Raw genomic sequence first — 18,103 nt, 5'->3', positions numbered from 1 at the left:
TAAACTAAATAGTTGGCAATCTAATAATAATAGCAAGACCGCCTAAAGTGGCTTTTTCAGCAGCTATTTCACCATTATGGCCTTTAACTATATGCTGGCAAATAGATAAGCCCAAGCCCGAACCGCCCTCTTGACGATTACGCGAACTATCTACTCGGTATAAATACTCAAACAAATGCGATAAATGCGACTGCTCTACACCTACGCCATTATCTTCAATTATAAGCTCTAAGTAGGTTTGCCCTTTAATGCTTATATTATTAGCCGTTAATGAAATAGTGGTGCATTGTGCATAGTGCACGGCGTTCATTAAAATATTATCGAGCAGCTGCAAAAGGCGTGTTTTATCTGCTTGTACAGTTATGTGTTTAGCGCTATTTAGTAAGTAAATTTTTATATTATGTTGCTCAAGTATAACCTGATATTTTTGCTCAATAGTATTTAATAATAAAGCCATATCAGTAGGTTGCATAGTGTAATGCATACCCCCTAACTCTGCGCTATTGAGCATATGCAAATCATCTATTAAGCGTTTTAAATGCAAAGCCTCATCGTTAGCCGAGTTAATATTTTTTGCATTAGGCTCACGTATGCCAAGTAGCATAGCTTCAAGTTCACCGAGCAAAATACTCATTGGCGTTCTAAGCTCGTGAGAAATATTGGCAAGCCAGCGTTTGCGCACTTGCTCGTCTTTAGCGAGTGTAAATGCAAGGATATTAAAATCTTCGCTTAATTGGCCTAATTCGTCTTTTCGCTCAAGCGTAAGTTTGGTCTCGTATTTACCTTGCGTTAAGCGATGCATACCATTAGCAATTTGCTTTACTGGGCTAACTAAGTGACGAGACAATAAAAAGGTAACTAGCAATGTAAGCAATACAGCGGCTAAAGCAATAAACCATAAGTAGTTAGTTTGCTGCTGTAAAAAATCAAGCTCATAACCATCAACCAAGCTATCTCTTTTAGATACAGCTAAGTAACCCACTGTTTTATCGCCCACTGTAATTGGGGTTGTTATATATTTTAAATCGCTGAGGTATCTACCCACTACTCGCTGCTTATTTTCGTCAAGCAAAGCGTAGTGAGCAATATTTTCAGGTGGTAGGCGGCGCTCTCCCCCTAAACGAATATGATCGGGTGGCGGCCGTCGCATCATTCCCCCTCTGGGGCCTGGACCTTCTGGTGGCCTAGGTAAAAACTGGCTATTTTCTAGCTGAGATTCAACAAGTTTTCTAAAATTTTCGCCATTGCCAACAACACGTTCCCATGAGGGGGTTTTTTCGTATTGCTTTGCAAATTGCACAACAAGTGGTTCAAGCGCTTTTACTTCTTTTGCATTAACAAAATCAATTACGCCTTGCCCTATACTCCATTGTATAAGTACTACTAGCCCTGCAATAACACTAAAGGTAAAACTAAATAGTATTAAAAAAAGTTTATTATGAATTTTCATTAATGCGTGTTTTCAACCTTGCTAGGAAAGCTTTCAAATCGGTATGTTATAAACTCTTTGGTTTGATCGTTAACATACAGCGTAGCAACTATTTTTTTGCCCTGAGCGGTCCAATACATATGACCATGATTATTTAAAGTAACCGATACGGTATTTATACCTCTTTTAAATAAGTTAGCAGGTAAATGCAATGCATGTCCGTAAATTCGCTGTATTTTAATCCCATTTATATATAAATGAGCATGACCTTGTAAAAAGCCCGTGTCATCGTTTGTAGTAACGCTCATCATTTGCTGCATGTTCATTGCGCCCTCAGGGGGTACAGATAAATCATAGCGCTGAGTATCTAAAATTAAGTTATAACCCGACATACTATCTTTTAATAACTTAAGGCTTAATGCCGGGATTGGCGTATCACTTGGCACTGCTATAGGCATATGGCTATGATCCATCATTTCCTGCTGCGCAAAGAGCTTAAAGCTCAATAGCACAGCAGTAGTTAGGATCAATGCGTATTTAAAATAACGCATAGTTACTCCTTACATTCCCGGTGGTGGACCCATTGTTTCGCCCGTATCACAGCGACCAATTGAATTATCGGCTAATTGACCTTTAAAACGAGGCCCTATTTGATAAGGGAAAGAAGGCTGTAATTTACCATCGCTGTCTAACGTTAGTGTTATATGGTAGTGATAACCCTTGCCATCGTTAGTATCGTGGCCGTTATGCTCATCTAATTGAGCACCGGTTACTGTTTTTTGTGCATAGTAGAAATCTTCAAAATAATAACCATCGTCGGCATTTAATGTATTACCAGAGAGCGTCGTTACTTGTGCGCCAATAGCAGGACCTGTATCACTTGTTTGTGTACCTTGGCTAACATCGTATTGATCAACTAAAGTACAGCTTCGCTCACCCTCAGTACCACAACCACCTTCACTTTCTGATGCGCCATAATCACGCATTTCCCAGCCGCTTAATGCAAGTTGACCGTTACTTTCATAAGGACCATAAAGCGGATAGCCATCAGCTGCAAACCCATAAATAGGTGAATGCGCATCGCCATCATCTTCAAGTAAATCAGCTAAGCAACTAGTGTAAAAATGGTGATGATATTCACCGTTAGCAGCATGTCCGCCACACACATCAACATCGTATTGCTCAGCAATGGGCGCTAATGTATACCAAATATTATTACCGTAGCTCATACCATCGCCCCAGTTAAATATACTGGTGCCATTAACCATTAAGCCAACTGTACCTAAACCTGTTTCGCAAGTTTCAGTGTCAGATAAATCGGTAGGTGTTATCGGAAAATACGCCTCAACTGTTTGTTCTGTCGGGCAACCTGGTCCTGGAGGCCAATAGCCTGCGCCGCCTGTGTCATCACAGTTTTCAGTGCTGCTGTTATAGCCAATATCTTCACCAAACGAAATGGTTTGCCCTACTGCTGCTGAGGTTACACCGTTATAAAAATCGGTAGCTGCACGCGGGCGGTTATTTAACGCGTCTACTTGGTCTTGTGTAAGCGTTACGTCATATTTAGGAATGTCAGTTGTTTGCACATACATGTATTCAACGTCAGCATCATCTTGTGTAACGCTAACAACTTCAACTGATTGAACATCTTCAACCACTGCGCCATTGTTTTGTATATAAGTAGAGGTTGTATCGTTGTTAATTAACCAGCTGGTAAGTTTTGCACTATTATCAACTGTATCTGAGTCTGATGAAGCAATAACATTAACTATAACTGTATCTACAACGACATCGTTTGTGCCGTCATCTCCACTGATTTCAAATACAAGTGCTTCATCGGTTAAAACTTCAGGTGCAACAAACTCAGTAGACGTTGCAGTACTTGAAGATAAGCTAACGGTAGTGCCTGATGTTTGTGACCAGCTAACAGATACTTCGCCATCATCTTCAACTGTTGAACTTAAATAAACGGTATCGCCCGCATTAACAGTTTGGTCAATACCAGCATCAACCGTTGGAGCACTATTACTGACTGTATCGCCGTCTGTTGCAGTACTTGTTGAATCGCTATTACATGCGCTTAAAGCGATACAAAGCGCACTTAACGCAAATAACTTAGTTGCATTAGCGGCTTTTGTTTTAAGAAGTGTTTTCAATGTTTGAACCTTTACTTTAACGTTTAATAAAACAAAGTTAACAAGTAAAAGTGCAAACATTGTGCACAAACTAAGGAAGAATAAACATAAAAACTAGATTTGTGGTCGTTTAAGTACAAATTTGTCTTTAGTGGTTGCATAGTAATCTCCACCCATTCTACCTACCGCATCTAAAAGTGTTGGGTCAATATAACCGTCAACAAACACTTCATCGTCAACACAAATACCCACTATGTCTAGTAACATCATTTGCCCGCCACCTGGCTCGCTTGAAATAGTAATAACTTCGCGTAGCTTACACTCATAGCGTACTTTTGAATCAGCAACACTCGGCACTGCGACCATTTGGCTATCAATTTTAGTTATATTTGCAGCATCAAACTCACTAACATCACTAGGATAATTAGCACAGCTTTGGTTCATTTTTTCGACCTGCTCATGGCTCACAATGTTAATTACACATTCTTTAGTCGCTAATAAGTTAATTAATGTATCTTTGATTGCTTTATCGCGTGGATTTACTTGCGTCACACTCAATACTGGTGGGTTACAACTCGCTACTGTAAAAAATGAGTAAGGGGCAATATTAGCCACACCGTCGCTACTTAATGTGCTTATCCATGCAATTGGGCGAGGACTAATCCCGCCAACTAAATACGAATAAACATTAAGCTCTTTATTTACAGTTAAATCTAAAAACATGTTTTTCCTTTTTAATATCTAAAACTAAGTCGTAATTTGAATTAGTTACGTATGAGATAAGTCAGTTTAGTAACAAACTAAATATATTTTACATTTAAAGCAATACACAAATTATATGAAAATAAACATCGTGTGGTTTAAACGTGATTTGCGTCTTAGCGATCATCAACCATTAAAAAATGCATTTAGTAATGGCTTACCTACCCTATTACTTTATAACTTTGAGCCATTACTGCTTGAAGATGCGCACTACAATGAGCGACATTGGCGTTTTGTATATCAATCTATAGTTGAGTTAAACAATCAGCTTGCTCGTTTTAATACCTGTGTTTATATATTTAATTTAAATATGAACGATTTACTTGAATCGTTAAAGGCACAGTTTGAAATAATAAATATTTTTAGTCATCAAGAAATAGGCTTAAACAACACCTTTGATCGCGATAAGGCAATAAAAGCATGGTGCCAGCTTAACCACATTAATTGGCAAGAGTCGCAAACAGGCGCGGTTATTCGCGGCAAAAAAAATCGTAATAATTGGAACGAACGCTGGCAGCAAACAATGCAAGCACCTATTGCTGTTCCTAATTGGAAGAGTATAAAAACAATTACCCTCAATAACTACCAAACACCTGAGCTACCAAGCGCTTACACGCAAGATCACGACAGCTTTCAACAAGGTGGCCCGCTGCATGCGCGAACTGTAATGCAGAGCTTTTTTGCCGAGCGCGGTAAAGGTTATCAAAAAGGAATATCGAGCCCAAGTTTAAGCCAAACACATTGCTCTCGGCTTTCGCCTTATTTAGCGTGGGGGAACATTAGCCTTAGGCAAGTGTATCAAATGGCAATTGATGAATATCACTCAAAGCATCCCGATAAAAGAGGCTGGAAGCGCCCAATTGCTGCGTTTGTATCGCGCTTGCATTGGCACTGCCACTTTATGCAAAAGTTTGAAAGCGAATGCTCTATGGAATTTTTAGCCCTTAATTTGGGTTATCACGTATTTCCGTATCGCGATGATGAACATGTTAAAAACGATATTGAACGCTGGGCGCAAGGTCAAACAGGTATTCCCATTATTGACGCTTGCATGCGCTGCTTAAAAGCCACCGGCTATATAAACTTTAGAATGCGCGCCATGCTTGTAAGCTTTGTAACGCATCATTTAAATATAAGCTGGCAGCAAGCAAGCTTTCCGCTCGCTAATTACTTTTTAGATTTTGAGCCCGGAATTCACTACCCGCAAATTCAAATGCAAGCCTCGGTAACAGGCATTAACACCATTAGGCACTACAACCCAATTAAACAATCGGAGGATCAAGACCCAACAGGTTCGTTTATTAAAAAGTGGTGCCCAGAGCTTGAAAAACTCCCTATTGAATATTTACATCAGCCTTGGGAGCAAACTCCAATGGAAGCACTCTTTAACGACTTTAAATTAGGGGAGGATTATCCCGAACCCATGCTTGATTTAACAGCAGCCTCAAAAGAAGCACGCGAACGCTTATGGCAATACCGTGAGCGAGCCGATGTTAAACGCGCCATAGGGAGGATTCTTAAAAAACACGTTGGGGGTACTCAAAAAGTTACTCGAACAAAAAGTAAAACGGATACTAAAAGTAACAGTAAGGCTGAGTAAGCATGGCGCACAAAAAACTAAACTTACCTCAAAAAATATGCCCTATTTGTAATAAACCTTTTACGTGGCGTAAAAAATGGCAGCGCGACTGGGATAACGTTATTTTCTGTTCAGAGCGCTGCAGGCGTAATAAATAAGAGTAATAATTAACTGGCGTCTATTTTGCAATATCATCAGTAATTAGTGCTTTTAAGGCTTTATATAAGTTTATTTTGTAAATAACGCTTAGCTAACCTGAAAAGCTTACACTCAAGCAAGGAGAAGATGATGACGATTAAAAAAACGGCAAGTTCAACATGGTCTGGCGATATTAAAACAGGCAAAGGTAGCATATCAACTCAAAGTGGCGCGCTTAACAAACAACCTTACGGTTTTAATACCCGCTTTGAAGATAAGGCAGGCTCAAACCCTGAAGAATTAGTAGGTGCGGCTCACAGTGCATGTTTTAGTATGGCACTTTCGCTTGCATTAGGTGATGCAGGCTTTACCGCAGATAAAATTGATACTAAAGCCACTGTAAGCCTTGATGAAGTAGATGACGGTTTTTCAGTAACGCATATTGCCCTTGAGGTAAAAGCGCGTATTGATGATATTCAAAACGAGCAGTTTCAAGCCTTATGTGAGCAAACCAAAAAGAGCTGCCCTATTTCCAAGCTCTTAAATACCGAAATATCACTAGATGCGACACTTCAATCAGCATTTTAAATATTTAGACTTAACTATTTAGACAGTTCCTTACTAAAAAAGCCAAGTAATTACTTGGCTTGCTTATTATAAAGAATTATTTTTAGGTTTATTCCTACTCAAAGTACTTACTACAAGCCCTATTCCCATCCCAATTGCTGGCCATACTACCCATATATAACTAGGCGAAGTTAGTAAATTTATAACGCTTAGCAAAGTTAAAATAAGTAAATATCCTTTAATTTTTTTGTCTAATGTCACTGTATTGCTCATTTATATTCTCCAAGTAATGTATGTCGCTATTATTGTTTTAATAAGCAACGTACACACCTGCTAAATGTCACTAAGTGATCTGACATTAGTCATCACTTTTCATTTAATTACATAGTCATTTATTATGTATAAAAACATAAAAAACAATACTTTAATCTATTTGTGTTAGAATCTAATCTCAACTAACCTAAACAAATAAACATAAGAGGATGAGCTAAATGAGCGAAAAATCAAAAGATTGTGAAAAAGTTACGTGTAGTAACTGTGCTGACGCTAACGATCTCGAATTTGATTTTTCTATGGCTTTTCAACCGATTATAAACTGTAAAACTAATCTTATTTATGGCTATGAGGCACTAGTTAGGGGTTTAAATGGCGAGTCTGCTTATTCAATCATTTCAAAAGTGAATGAAGACAACCGCTATGCATTTGATCAGCTTTGTCGTATTAAAGCCATTCAACTAGCCTCAAAGCTGGGCATAACATCAATGCTAAGCATTAACTTTTTACCTAATGCTATTTATAAACCAGAGCGATGTATACGCACCACACTAGAAGCTGCAAAAAAGTATAACTTCCCAATTCAAAATATTATGTTTGAATTTACTGAAGTAGAAAAAATAGAAGACACCGCACACATTAAACGCGTTGTTGATTACTATCAGTCTCTCGGATTTAAAACCGCCACTGATGACTTTGGTGCAGGTTATTCTGGTTTAAATCTACTGGCTGACTTTCAAACAGATATTATCAAGCTGGATATGGCGCTAATACGCGATATAAGCAACGACAAAAAACGCCAATTAATAGTAACTCATTGCTTAAATATGTTTCGCGATTTAAATATTATCGCACTGGCTGAAGGGATTGAAACAGTAGAAGAATATACATGGCTTAAAAACGCAGGTGTTGAGCTTATGCAAGGGTATTTATTTGCAAAACCTAGTTTTGAAAGCTTGCCAGACGTGAATTTTGAAATAATAGGTGCTGACTAATAACCAACACCTATTTTTAGTTCTATTGCATCTAAATATAAATTACATATTACCCAGCTCTATCATCATCGCTGTGTACATACGCAAATTAAGCTCAAGTTGCTCAATGGTCATAAATTCATGCTCTGAATGACCTGTGTAGCGTTTACCTGGCATTGAAGGACCAAACGATACCGCGTTATCAAACAGCTTGGCGTTAGTGCCACCACCTATTGATACAAAGTCAGCTTTTTCGTCGCCCGTAAAATGCTTAAAAATATCAAGCAGCTTTTGCGCATGCGGCGCGCTATCAAGCAGCATAGGTGTGCCAATAATTGTTTCTATGTTGACAAGCGTTACATTGTTAGTGGCTTGCCAATTAGCTAGCGCATCATCAATTTGCTTTTGTAATACAGCTTCGTCTTTACCCATAGGGCGACGTGCATTTACAGCAAGTGTTAGCGCATTACCATCGCGCTCAATAACGGTTGGTGCCACTGTCATCGGACCCATAAAGTCGTGCTTATAAGCTATTCCGCCAAACTGTTTACCGTGAATGTCTAAACCAATTAACTGATTCACAAAGTCGATTAGCTCGCCGTCACTGTTATTTTCAAGCTCCACGCCTTTAAATAACTCAGCTAAATAAGCAATGGCATTTATACCCGACTCCGGCTCAGATGAATGCGCCGACATACCTTTAACGCTTATTGCTAAGCCATTACTTTTTTCACTAAAGTTAAATTCAACTTTATTTAATGTTTTAGCTTTTGCTTTTAATGTATTAATAAGTGCAGCGTCTGCATTGTGAAGTACTAAACTTGCATCTTCTGGAATTTGGCTTCTAAACGCACCGCCAGTTACATCCTTTACATATAAACCCGTCTGTGGTGATGTTGCATTAAAAGTAGGTGCAATTAAGCTCCAGCCTTTCTCGGCAACCACTACAGGGTATGATGCATCAATCGTTACTGCATATTTTGGTTGCTCATACGTTTTCATAAATTGAGTAAGCGGACCCCAATCAGACTCCTCAGCAAAATAAATCATCAGCTCAATACGGTTATTAAGGGTTATGCCTTTATCTTTAATTGCTTTCATGGCGTAAAGCGCTGTTGCTATTGCACCTTTATCGTCTTCCGTACCACGACCAACTAATTTACCCGGTTCAGATGTATCAATAATAAAAGGACTTTGTTTCCATTTGCTAGCATTAGCAGGTTGCACGTCGCCGTGGGTTACTACCGTTACTTTTTCGCTTTGCTCGCCCATACCTATTAATACGGTGTACCCTAAATCTTGGTAGTCAAAACCAAGCTCTGCGGCTTTCATTTTTAACAGTGCTTTAAAGCCAATAAAATCGGGATTTTGAGGAGCGCTAATATCGCTTTTATTAACGGTCGGAAAAGCCACTAAGTTAGTAAGTGTGTGTATTTGAGCATTTTGGTAGGTATTTACTGCGTAATCGGCAACGCTATCAATATTTTTATTTAACTGCGCATGAGCACCAAACGCAAATAAAGCAATACTGGCTAAAGCTAACTTTTTCAAAACAATTCCCATTTAATTAATAACTAAGAGCGGTAATTATAACGCTATGAAGCGCTTACTTATAGCTCTTTACGCTAAACACACAGGTAACTTAAGCTGAATATTTATATAGCAGCTTTTATGAGGATGAATGTATAATGCGCGACTTAAAATTAACAGGGTATTTAATTGTGAACCGTCGTAAAAAAATCGTCACTAAATTTCAAAAGAAAGATAAACGCACTAACGCTAAACTACATAAAAGCAACAAACCTGGTTATGTGTCAAAAGCTGAGCGCGAAAAACTAGCTGAACAAGAAAGTAATGAGCCACAGGTAATCCAAGAGTAACTCTACGTTACCTGTTGCTTTGATAATTTAAAGTGGCAAAAGTACCGACCACTTACATAACCAACTACTGCCGTGGCAACTATAAGTTCAAACGTAGCTAAGTAATTAACTGTATCTACATATGGCATTGCGAGGTTTATACTTTGCATCCAGTCTTTCATTTTAAATAATGCAGTTGCCCCAATAACCATTGGAAATGTAAAAGCAGCGTAGCTCGGCGTAAAAGGCCTGCGTAATAACTTTATAAATAACACATAAACAATCAGTGTTTTTATTATCGCTAATATAAATAATGCCCCCACTATAAAGAGTGATGGATTAGCTACAATATGAAAATACCCCGCTAATGTTAAACTGGCAGGCGCTGCTAAAATGGCAAGTGTTGGCTGTATTTCGTAGTCACTTTTTAATGCTAATAAAAAGCGATAAAACATAATTGGCAGCATAATACTGTACGTTGATATACCAATCACCAGTGCGCTATAAGCTAACCACGCTAATGTCGGATTTCCCGAAAAAGTAACATCTGCAATAATTATCCCCACTGGCGGCACAAACCAGCTGGGCGCCATATCCTCAAAGTTAAACTTTTTTGCTCGCTGGTATAAAAAACTCACCAAAAATGTGAGATGCAGCGCAAAAGCTAAAACCCACATAATGTCACCAGCTAATGGGTTAAATTGCCCAACTGAGTTTGAAATAACAAGATTAGCCATTGCAAATGTAGGGATCACACTTCCTGCAACTGAGTGTGCTAAATCGGCTTTTAATAAATGAGGGTGTAGTAAAAACTTAGCAGCCAAAAGTAAAACTAATACGCCAGCTAATACCGCTCCCAAAAATTGCCCTTGGGAGTTTAAATTAAAAACGTTTTCCCATGTCCATCCCATACTAGCAATACCCAAAGCTAAACCGGACATAGCTGTTGGCGCACCCATCACTTTATTTTTAAATTGCTTAAACACTGTACTTCCTAATCATTGAGCGATGAACAAGTTACTGCTTTTTACTGCATTGCCTTAAAATAACGCTGTAAAATTAATACAAGCGTGCTTAATAGAACGCTTTTTGCATACAAACATTTCATTAAAATAAGTTTACGGCTTAATTATTAAAGCGCAAAAAAAGCCATAACGTGGTTATGGCTTTTGCTTTATTTTAAATTTGAATATGAGGTTAATTAAAACGCGTAACTAACGCTTACATTAAATGAACGACCCTGCCCAGCAAGTTGTTCAAACCCGTTGCTGCTATCTTGTTTAAGTGCCGCAATACTTACACCTCCTAGCGGGAGTTGGTAGTACTCATCAAACACATTACTCACTTCTGCGCTTAGCGTTAATGAATCCCATGTGGCTTTAGAGCTTAAATTAACCAGGCTGTAGCTGTCTGTTTGGTTTTCAAAACGATTATTATCTACTCGGCTTTTAGTATCTACCCATTGCCAAGATAATGCGTTTTCAAATCGACCTATTTGCTGGCTAATACCTAGCTGGGTTTGCAGTGGTTTAATTTGATAAAGCGGCTGGTTAGTATCGTCGCGCTTGCCTCTCGTATTAGTAAGATTAGCGTGTAACTGCCAGTTACCTAATTGCTTAGATTCATAAATGTTGGCTGTTAAATCTATTTTTGCACCATACAAAATAGCATCTACATTAGTAAACTGAAAAATGTTACGCGCTGTATTGTCTAAATCATAACTATTGAAGCTTCTTACAATATCAGCATCAATATAGTCACTCACATCTGTATACCAAACATTGGTGCTTAATCGCCAACGGTCATCTTTAGCCGATTTAATATAAGTAGCACTTATTGTATGCGCTGTTTCAACGTCTAAATCAGGGTTACCAATATAGCCATTACCATCGCCATACCAACCAATCATGGTGGTTGCCATGGTGCTTACACCCCAACTGTATCGCTCGTATAAATTAGGCGCTCGGTTTTTTCGGGCAAGACCAAGTTGCAGCTCATCATAATTTGTTATTTGGTAGTTAATTAATAAGTTAGCATCAACTATAGTGTCGGTTTTATCTCTGTCGCCAGCATTAAAGTTCTGTGCAGCAACAGTGTTATCTGTAGACGTATCGCTCATGGTCATACTTTCCACACTACCCATGTCGCTCATATCGTCCATATCCGTCATGCTCATACCATCGTTGTAAGATTGAACCTCTCCAACGTGGGTACTAATACTTTCAATGCGTACGCCTGCGTTTAACCATAACTTTGTATTTACTTGGCTCTCAAATTCAGCAAATGCCGCTATGCGCTCTCGTTTACCGTTATTAATATTTACGTAATCGTCTGGTCCCATCATGGTTGAGCCTTCAATACCTGGCCACCAATCATCAATGCTGTAATTATAATATTCTTGACCGAGTAAAATACTGCTGTTTTTATCAAGCGCAATACGCCATTTTAGCTGCGTACTTATATCTTGTGCATCAGTTTTCATTGGCATCATGCCTGTTTTTTCTTCACTGAAAAAACCCATTTCGTGCTTTACGCTATGCCAGTTAACTTGCCCTTCAAGCTCGCTGTTTTCAAAGGAGCGTTTGTATTGAGCTATTGCACCGTAACTGGTGTTATCGGTCATATCCATATACTGATTTGCAAATCCCTGATACGGGATTTTTTGATGCGTTAGCTTTATAACTAATTGCTGTTTATCATCGCGCATAGCTGCGGTTAAACTATGATTTTGTGCTCGATACAATGTATCTAATACTACATCGCTGTTACCGTCCTCATAACTATCTGCGTCACTAAACGAACCCTGATAATTAAGGCTAAACGTGTCACTTGCTAAACGTGCACCTACGCCAAGTTTACGTCCGTTATCAACGCTACTGTACTTTGCTGACACATAACCTGAGTGCCAACCTAATTCATTGCTATCGCTATACTGTGGTGAAATAGAATTAACGCTTATTACACCGGCAATATTATCGCCGCCTGCGCTTACTGGCGACACGCCTGCAACCACATTGTAAGACGTAATTTGATTGGCCGAGATATACGAAAGTGGCGGGTTCATATGATTAGCGCATGCAGCGGTTACATCTGCACCATCGATTAACACTTTAACTCTGTCGCCCATTAAACCATTTAAAATAGGTAAGTTAGATACGCCGCCCGCCGCAGAAAAATCGACACCTAAATCATTTAATAATGATTCTGACGAGCCAAGCACTAAATGTTTATTTTGAGCATGCCCGTGTACTTCAATCACTTCTAAAGACGTATCGTCGGCAAATGCGAAAGGAGATAACACACCACTAATAAAAAGTGCGACAGAGGTAAGGAAATATGTTTTTTGAGTTTTGCTTTTATAAACCATTGTTAATTTATGCCACTGTAATAATTGGCGTAATTATAGTGTGAGTGGCAAAAGCAAAAGCGCGACATATTGTCGCACTTTATCAATTTAGAGTGTTGTTAGGTGTGTTTAATCTAAAAGGTCATATAATAAATTAAACATTTAACTTAGCTACCGTTTGAGAAACAATATCGGCTCCACGTTCAATCTCTTTAATGACCTCAGACACATTAGCAATAAGCTCTCTTCCTTGTTTTGATGAGTCTGAAACTGACGTTATTTGCTTTGATATATCATTAGTGAGCTCTTGGTTATTTTTAACAACACTTGCTATTTCATTAGTAGATCGACTAGTGCTGGCTGCAAGCTGCCTTACTTCATCAGCTACTACAGCAAAACCTCGACCATAATCACCAGCACGCGCTGCTTCTATTGCGGCATTAAGTGCCAGTAAATTAGTTTGATCCGCAATGCTGCTAATCGTCGAAACAATGGAACCTATGACCGCAGACTGTTCATTAAGGTTTTTTATTAAATCTACCGATTTAAGTACTTGGCTTACAATGGCGTCGGAGTTCGCTATAGAGCTTTGTAGTATTTCAGAGCCTTTTTTAGCGGTTGTAGCAGTAGCTACCGCCGATTCATGTGCTATTGCAGCCGCTTCTGTCACTGCACTGTTATTATTAATTCGATCGGTAATATTTGATGCAAACTTAATTATTTTAATTACATTACCTTTGCTATCTAAAATTGGGTTATAAGTTGCTTCTAACCAAATTTCTGAACCGTCGGCGGCAATACGTTTAAATTTTCCTGACTTAAACTGCCCCTGCGCTAATTCACTCCAAAAGCGTGGGTTTTTCTCATAAAACAATTTAGTACAAAACATTTTATGATGCTTGCCTACAATGTCTTTTAAGCTATAACCTATTGTTGCTAAAAAGTTTTGGTTCGCCTTTAAAATATTACCCTCTGGGGTAAACTCTATTGTAGCCAAGGCTTTGTCGAGTGCATTTGCAATAGCTTCTTGCGCTTTTCTTTGTATGTAACTGGTCGTAATATCAGAGGCTATTTTAATAACTTTGGTGACTACGCCGCGCTCTTCTACAGGAAAGTAAGTTGCCTCAAGCCAAAGCTTATCGCCATTAGCTTTGTACCTTAAAAACGAGCCTGCTTTAGAATTCCCTGTTTTTAATGCTTGCCAAAATTGACTATATTCGTTTGACTTTGCATATTCAGGTTCGCAAAACATACGATGATGCTTACCAATTATTTTCTCTTTGCTATACCCAATCGTTTTTAAAAACAACTGATTTGCGTCTAATATTATTCCATCAGGTGTAAACTCTATATAAGCAACGTGCTTATTAATTGCAGATAAAATAGATTGTTTTTGAATTAATTGAAGCTCCATTTCTTCAATTTTTGCGTTTCTTTTAGAAATACCAAACATATAAAAACCTTAAGGAGTAAATTAGTACAAAAATTAGCAAATTAATGTGATATCAATATGTAGCTGTACTGTAAATATAAGCTTTAAATAACCTTTCGGCTAATATTTAATACCCTGTAGACGCCTGCTTTATAAATAGTTTTTTTATTTTATGAATGTTAAGTAGTATTTTCTTCTAATTAACATTTTAAAAACCTAACAAAAACACTAATTTATGCATGACTCTGTACTTTTTTTAAATTAAAATAACGTTCTCACTGACTACCCTCTCACACCAAATTTAAGCATACACATGATATTTCCTATTCAGGATTTATTGTGCAATTTCATTTTTAAATTAAACCTTAAGGGATCATCTATGACATCAGATGTAACGTCGGCATCTAGTCAACTTAACAGAACCGCTATTTTACTCGTATTAGCGTTAGGCACATTTATTTTAGGATTATCTGAGTTTTCGATGATGCCTATGCTGCCACTAATTAGCGAAACATTTGGCTCAACGCCATCACAAAGTGGCTATGCAATTAGTGCTTACGCCATTGGTGTTGTAGTGGGTGCCCCTATTTTAATGCTTACCACTGCTAATATGAGAAAGCGCAAAGCATTGCTCATATTTATAAGCTTAATGTTTGTCTCAAACGGATTAAGCGCGATGGCAACGTCGCTTGAGCAACTTGTAATATTTAGATTTTTAAGTGGTTTACCTCATGGTGCATATTTTGGCGCGGCTATTTTATTAGCATCGGATATTGCCCCAAAAGGTAAGCGTGCTAGCTTTATGTCTAAGGTGTTTATGGGTTTAACTGTAGCTACTATTGTTGGTGTGCCTGTTGTAACACTTGTGGGTCAAAACCTTAGTTGGCGGTATTGTTTAGCCGGCGCTGCAGTGCTTGCATTTATTGCTTTTATTTTTGTTTATAAAGTAGTTCCAAATATAGATAACGCTAAGCCTTCTAACTTACTAAACGAGTTTGGCGTACTTAAAAATAAACTGGTTTGGTCTATTTTGGGTATTGTAATTATTGGCTTTGGCGGGGTGTTTTGTATTTATACTTACATTGCCGACACCATATTAGTGGTAACAAAAACAGCCCCGTATACTATTTCTATCGCAATGGTAATGTTTGGTATTGGTTGTACGCTCGGTAACTATGTACTGGGTAAAGCAGCCGATAAATCAGCAATTAAAACGACTGGCCTTGCGCTTGTATGTACCATTGTATTTGCCTTTGCTTATGTAACGGCAAGCCATAATATTTGGGCTCTTTATGCAGTGATCTTCTTTATTGGATGCAGTGTGGGCTTGGCTACGCTGATTCAAACGCTTTTAATGGACGTTGCGCCCGAAGGCCACGCTATGATTGGTGCCTTAGTACAGTGCGCATTTAATACTGCCAATGCTATAGGTCCTTGGGTTGGCGGAATTGCAATAGCGCAAGGTGCTGCACCTAATCAAACAGGTTACGTAGCAGCTGCATTGTTTTTAGGTGGTTTGGGTATGTGGCTATTAAGTTACTTACAACTAAACAAACAGCAACCAACAGCGCAAGCAGCTAATTAGCTGAGTTCTGGTTAATTTAAAATACAAAAAGAGCCGCTAATTAGCGGCTCTTTTTAGGTAAAATTAAGCGCTTAGTGATGCCATATCAATAACAAAGCGGTATCGTACGTCTGACTTTTCCATACGCTCGTATGCAGTGTTAATTTCGTCAATGTTGATCATTTCGCACTCAGGTAGCACGTTATTTTCACCACAAAAGTCGAGCATTTGTTGCGTCTGTGCAATACCACCAATAAGTGAGCCTGCAATACGACGGCGACCCATTAATAATGGCACCGTGCTTAGCTCATCTACAGGACCAACTTGGCCTACAATAATTAAAGTACCATCTATATCAAGTAGTGGTGTGTAAATAGATAAATCATGTTTTACAGGTACCGTATCTATAATGACGTCAAAGGCAGATTGCGAGTCTTTCATTTCGTCATCATTAGATGACACTAAGTAGTGCTGAGCACCCAATTTAACCGCATCATCTTTTTTAGACTCACTACGGCCAATTACCGTAACGCTTGCGCCCATTGCAACTGCATTTTTAACGGCCATATGGCCAAGTCCGCCTAGACCAACAACACCAACACGGCTACCTTTTTTTACGCCCCATTTATGAAGTGGCGAGTAAGTAGTAATACCTGCACAAAGTAGCGGTGCTACGCGAGAAAGGTCTAAATTTTCTGGCACGGAAAGTACAAATTCTTCGCGTACAACAACATGTTTAGAATACCCACCTTGGGTCATTTCACCACTAATGCGGTCTTTGCCTGCGTAAGTACCAATCATACCTTCGCGGCAAAATTGCTCTTCGTCGTTATCACATTGATCGCAGCTTTGGCACGAATCAACCATACAACCAACAGCAACCGTGTCGCCTTGCTTATATTTTTTAACGTCGCTACCTACCGACATAACTTTACCAACAATTTCGTGCCCAGGTACCAATGGGTAGTCACTGCCACCCCAATCATTTCGTACAGCGTGTAAATCTGAATGGCACACACCACAGTATAAAATTTCAATTTCTACATCGTTATTTCGTAAATCGCGGCGCTCAAAAGAAAATTCTGTCAATTCAGAACCTTGGCTTTTTGCTGCATATCCTACTGTCTTCATAATAACTCCATAGTGGTTAAAAATTTAAATCATCAACAGCATAGTACATAGCCTGTGAATAGAACCTGACAATATAAAATCGGCACAAAAAAAGCCCAAACACTGTTTGGGCTCAATCGTTAGTACTAGGGCGCTAAATTTAATTATTTTGCAAGTAAGCTGTTTAGTTCATTAATAATTGAATGAATGCGCTCTGCATTTTTTCCTAAATCACTACGCCCTACTCGCGACTTACTACGAATATCAACAAAACGTTGGCTGCCTTCATCTTTAATACGAATTACCACATCGTCTTTAAAACCAAACCACGTTGTTGTATCGGTAGCTTCCACAATACCTGTAGCCGTATTTGCACTTACCACTGCAAAGCCAAGATTTTTAACTGCTTGTTCGCTTGCTGTCATTAAATCGGCTTTAGATTGTGCAAAGCTTAAAGTTACCAGCTCCGGGTATGCTTTGCGTTGCTGTACTGCCGTTTCTTCACCCGCGTATTCTACTGGGTTAGATGCATTTGCACGTAGTGGTGCGATTGCTACAAATTTTGGTGGATTAACTAAATCAGTTGAAATGTCATGAATTGCCGGTACGCCTTCAGCCTTGTTCATCATATTAAGTGGCATAGCAATAGCCACAACCGAAAATACAAGTGCAATAACACCACTGCTTAGCGTTAACGTTTTACGCATAAATAACGCTTGTACTATAAGTAGCACCAATGCAGCGCCACCAGCATAAACGCCAAATTTAAACCCCGTAAACGCAACGCCTAATTCTACAATACCAAATTTATACAAAGGCCCTGGCAGTATGACGAGTAAAAAAGAGATTAAACTAACTAAGCTCACTAAAATTTTCATTTTATGATTCCTATATTGTGTGTGATTTTTATTATTAAAACAGATAAGCACTATTAA

At 38.7% G+C, this 18,103-nt stretch carries 17 protein-coding genes; 6 read left to right on the top strand and 11 right to left on the bottom strand.

Going from position 1 to position 18,103, the window contains the following annotated elements:
* Positions 1 to 4: 4 nt before the first annotated feature.
* From I6E82_RS10490 to I6E82_RS10475, 4 genes are read right to left on the bottom strand one after another with little or no spacing between them, the layout of a single operon-like run.
* On the bottom strand, positions 5 to 1,450 hold the full coding sequence (locus I6E82_RS10490) for an ATP-binding protein (protein ID WP_197117853.1): 1,446 nt from the start codon (positions 1,448 to 1,450) through the stop codon (positions 5 to 7).
* Positions 1,450 to 1,980 (bottom strand): hypothetical protein, encoded by a 531-nt coding sequence (locus I6E82_RS10485; RefSeq protein WP_197117852.1) that lies wholly within the window; start codon positions 1,978 to 1,980, stop codon positions 1,450 to 1,452. The genes I6E82_RS10490 and I6E82_RS10485 overlap by 1 nt, the downstream gene beginning before the upstream one ends.
* Positions 1,981 to 1,989: 9 nt before the next feature.
* On the bottom strand, positions 1,990 to 3,645 hold the full coding sequence (locus I6E82_RS10480; protein WP_197117850.1) for a YHYH protein: 1,656 nt from the start codon (positions 3,643 to 3,645) through the stop codon (positions 1,990 to 1,992).
* Between the two features lie 33 nt (positions 3,646 to 3,678).
* On the bottom strand, positions 3,679 to 4,287 hold the full coding sequence (locus I6E82_RS10475) for a flavin reductase family protein (RefSeq protein WP_197111140.1): 609 nt from the start codon (positions 4,285 to 4,287) through the stop codon (positions 3,679 to 3,681).
* A gap of 115 nt (positions 4,288 to 4,402) precedes the next feature.
* Here I6E82_RS10475 and I6E82_RS10470 point away from each other — a divergent pair, with 115 nt between their 5' ends.
* From I6E82_RS10470 to I6E82_RS10460, 3 genes are all read left to right on the top strand, one after another.
* On the top strand, positions 4,403 to 5,926 hold the full coding sequence (locus I6E82_RS10470; RefSeq protein WP_197117848.1) for a cryptochrome/deoxyribodipyrimidine photo-lyase family protein: 1,524 nt from the start codon (positions 4,403 to 4,405) through the stop codon (positions 5,924 to 5,926).
* A 2-nt stretch (positions 5,927 to 5,928) separates the two neighbouring features.
* Positions 5,929 to 6,063, top strand: a complete 135-nt coding sequence (locus I6E82_RS10465; protein ID WP_076916399.1) for a DUF2256 domain-containing protein — start codon at positions 5,929 to 5,931, stop codon at positions 6,061 to 6,063.
* Positions 6,064 to 6,193: 130 nt separating this feature from the next.
* Positions 6,194 to 6,631 carry an OsmC family protein gene (locus tag I6E82_RS10460; protein WP_039487188.1) on the top strand — a complete coding sequence of 146 codons (438 nt, stop codon included), beginning with the start codon at positions 6,194 to 6,196 and terminating at the stop codon, positions 6,629 to 6,631.
* Positions 6,632 to 6,697: 66 nt separating this feature from the next.
* Here the strand turns inward: I6E82_RS10460 and I6E82_RS10455 are convergent, their stop codons facing one another.
* The gene (locus tag I6E82_RS10455; protein WP_165734713.1) at positions 6,698 to 6,883 is read right to left on the bottom strand and encodes a 2TM domain-containing protein; all 186 of its coding nucleotides are present in this window, start codon (positions 6,881 to 6,883) and stop codon (positions 6,698 to 6,700) included.
* 218 nt (positions 6,884 to 7,101) lie between these two features.
* Between I6E82_RS10455 and I6E82_RS10450 the strand changes: the two genes are divergently transcribed.
* Entirely contained in the window at positions 7,102 to 7,878 is a 777-nt protein-coding gene (locus tag I6E82_RS10450) for an EAL domain-containing protein (RefSeq protein WP_101217770.1), read from the top strand.
* A 42-nt stretch (positions 7,879 to 7,920) separates the two neighbouring features.
* Here the strand turns inward: I6E82_RS10450 and I6E82_RS10445 are convergent, their stop codons facing one another.
* Positions 7,921 to 9,408 (bottom strand): dipeptidase, encoded by a 1,488-nt coding sequence (locus tag I6E82_RS10445; protein WP_197117846.1) that lies wholly within the window; start codon positions 9,406 to 9,408, stop codon positions 7,921 to 7,923.
* Between the two features lie 137 nt (positions 9,409 to 9,545).
* Between I6E82_RS10445 and I6E82_RS10440 the strand changes: the two genes are divergently transcribed.
* Positions 9,546 to 9,737, top strand: a complete 192-nt coding sequence (locus I6E82_RS10440; RefSeq protein WP_197117845.1) for a DUF2986 domain-containing protein — start codon at positions 9,546 to 9,548, stop codon at positions 9,735 to 9,737.
* 2 nt (positions 9,738 to 9,739) lie between these two features.
* Here the strand turns inward: I6E82_RS10440 and I6E82_RS10435 are convergent, their stop codons facing one another.
* The 3 genes from I6E82_RS10435 to I6E82_RS10425 form a co-directional block, all read right to left on the bottom strand.
* Positions 9,740 to 10,702 (bottom strand): TDT family transporter, encoded by a 963-nt coding sequence (locus I6E82_RS10435; RefSeq protein WP_197117843.1) that lies wholly within the window; start codon positions 10,700 to 10,702, stop codon positions 9,740 to 9,742.
* Positions 10,703 to 10,917: 215 nt separating this feature from the next.
* Positions 10,918 to 13,083, bottom strand: a complete 2,166-nt coding sequence (locus I6E82_RS10430) for a TonB-dependent receptor (protein WP_197117842.1) — start codon at positions 13,081 to 13,083, stop codon at positions 10,918 to 10,920.
* 133 nt (positions 13,084 to 13,216) lie between these two features.
* A complete protein-coding gene (locus tag I6E82_RS10425) occupies positions 13,217 to 14,515 on the bottom strand; it encodes a methyl-accepting chemotaxis protein (protein ID WP_197117841.1) in 1,299 nt (432 codons plus the stop codon).
* A 358-nt stretch (positions 14,516 to 14,873) separates the two neighbouring features.
* Here I6E82_RS10425 and I6E82_RS10420 point away from each other — a divergent pair, with 358 nt between their 5' ends.
* Positions 14,874 to 16,079, top strand: a complete 1,206-nt coding sequence (locus tag I6E82_RS10420; protein WP_197117840.1) for an MFS transporter — start codon at positions 14,874 to 14,876, stop codon at positions 16,077 to 16,079.
* A gap of 63 nt (positions 16,080 to 16,142) precedes the next feature.
* Here the strand turns inward: I6E82_RS10420 and I6E82_RS10415 are convergent, their stop codons facing one another.
* Both I6E82_RS10415 and I6E82_RS10410 read right to left on the bottom strand, forming a co-directional pair.
* Positions 16,143 to 17,189 carry an NAD(P)-dependent alcohol dehydrogenase gene (locus I6E82_RS10415; protein WP_197117839.1) on the bottom strand — a complete coding sequence of 349 codons (1,047 nt, stop codon included), beginning with the start codon at positions 17,187 to 17,189 and terminating at the stop codon, positions 16,143 to 16,145.
* Between the two features lie 143 nt (positions 17,190 to 17,332).
* Positions 17,333 to 18,046 carry a DUF1499 domain-containing protein gene (locus tag I6E82_RS10410; protein WP_101163026.1) on the bottom strand — a complete coding sequence of 238 codons (714 nt, stop codon included), beginning with the start codon at positions 18,044 to 18,046 and terminating at the stop codon, positions 17,333 to 17,335.
* Positions 18,047 to 18,103: the final 57 nt, after the last annotated feature.

The sequence above is a fragment of the Pseudoalteromonas sp. NZS11 genome (assembly GCF_015864765.1).
In the GTDB taxonomy this organism is placed as follows: domain Bacteria; phylum Pseudomonadota; class Gammaproteobacteria; order Enterobacterales; family Alteromonadaceae; genus Pseudoalteromonas; species Pseudoalteromonas arctica.
This window is presented reverse-complemented; position numbering and strand designations above follow the sequence as displayed.

Excerpts from the sequence above, each read along its gene's own strand:
- I6E82_RS10475 (WP_197111140.1), bottom strand. The coding sequence starts at position 4,287 with ATGTTTTTAGATTTAACTGTAAATAAAGAGCTTAATGTTTATTCGTAT.
- I6E82_RS10425 (WP_197117841.1), bottom strand. The coding sequence starts at position 14,515 with ATGTTTGGTATTTCTAAAAGAAACGCAAAAATTGAAGAAATGGAGCTT.
- I6E82_RS10470 (WP_197117848.1), top strand. The coding sequence starts at position 4,403 with ATGAAAATAAACATCGTGTGGTTTAAACGTGATTTGCGTCTTAGCGAT.
- I6E82_RS10410 (WP_101163026.1), bottom strand. The coding sequence starts at position 18,046 with ATGAAAATTTTAGTGAGCTTAGTTAGTTTAATCTCTTTTTTACTCGTC.
- I6E82_RS10455 (WP_165734713.1), bottom strand. The coding sequence starts at position 6,883 with ATGAGCAATACAGTGACATTAGACAAAAAAATTAAAGGATATTTACTT.
- I6E82_RS10460 (WP_039487188.1), top strand. The coding sequence starts at position 6,194 with ATGACGATTAAAAAAACGGCAAGTTCAACATGGTCTGGCGATATTAAA.
- I6E82_RS10480 (WP_197117850.1), bottom strand. The coding sequence starts at position 3,645 with ATGTTTGCACTTTTACTTGTTAACTTTGTTTTATTAAACGTTAAAGTA.
- I6E82_RS10430 (WP_197117842.1), bottom strand. The coding sequence starts at position 13,083 with ATGGTTTATAAAAGCAAAACTCAAAAAACATATTTCCTTACCTCTGTC.
- I6E82_RS10450 (WP_101217770.1), top strand. The coding sequence starts at position 7,102 with ATGAGCGAAAAATCAAAAGATTGTGAAAAAGTTACGTGTAGTAACTGT.
- I6E82_RS10485 (WP_197117852.1), bottom strand. The coding sequence starts at position 1,980 with ATGCGTTATTTTAAATACGCATTGATCCTAACTACTGCTGTGCTATTG.
- I6E82_RS10490 (WP_197117853.1), bottom strand. The coding sequence starts at position 1,450 with ATGAAAATTCATAATAAACTTTTTTTAATACTATTTAGTTTTACCTTT.
- I6E82_RS10440 (WP_197117845.1), top strand. The coding sequence starts at position 9,546 with ATGCGCGACTTAAAATTAACAGGGTATTTAATTGTGAACCGTCGTAAA.
- I6E82_RS10420 (WP_197117840.1), top strand. The coding sequence starts at position 14,874 with ATGACATCAGATGTAACGTCGGCATCTAGTCAACTTAACAGAACCGCT.
- I6E82_RS10415 (WP_197117839.1), bottom strand. The coding sequence starts at position 17,189 with ATGAAGACAGTAGGATATGCAGCAAAAAGCCAAGGTTCTGAATTGACA.
- I6E82_RS10465 (WP_076916399.1), top strand. The coding sequence starts at position 5,929 with ATGGCGCACAAAAAACTAAACTTACCTCAAAAAATATGCCCTATTTGT.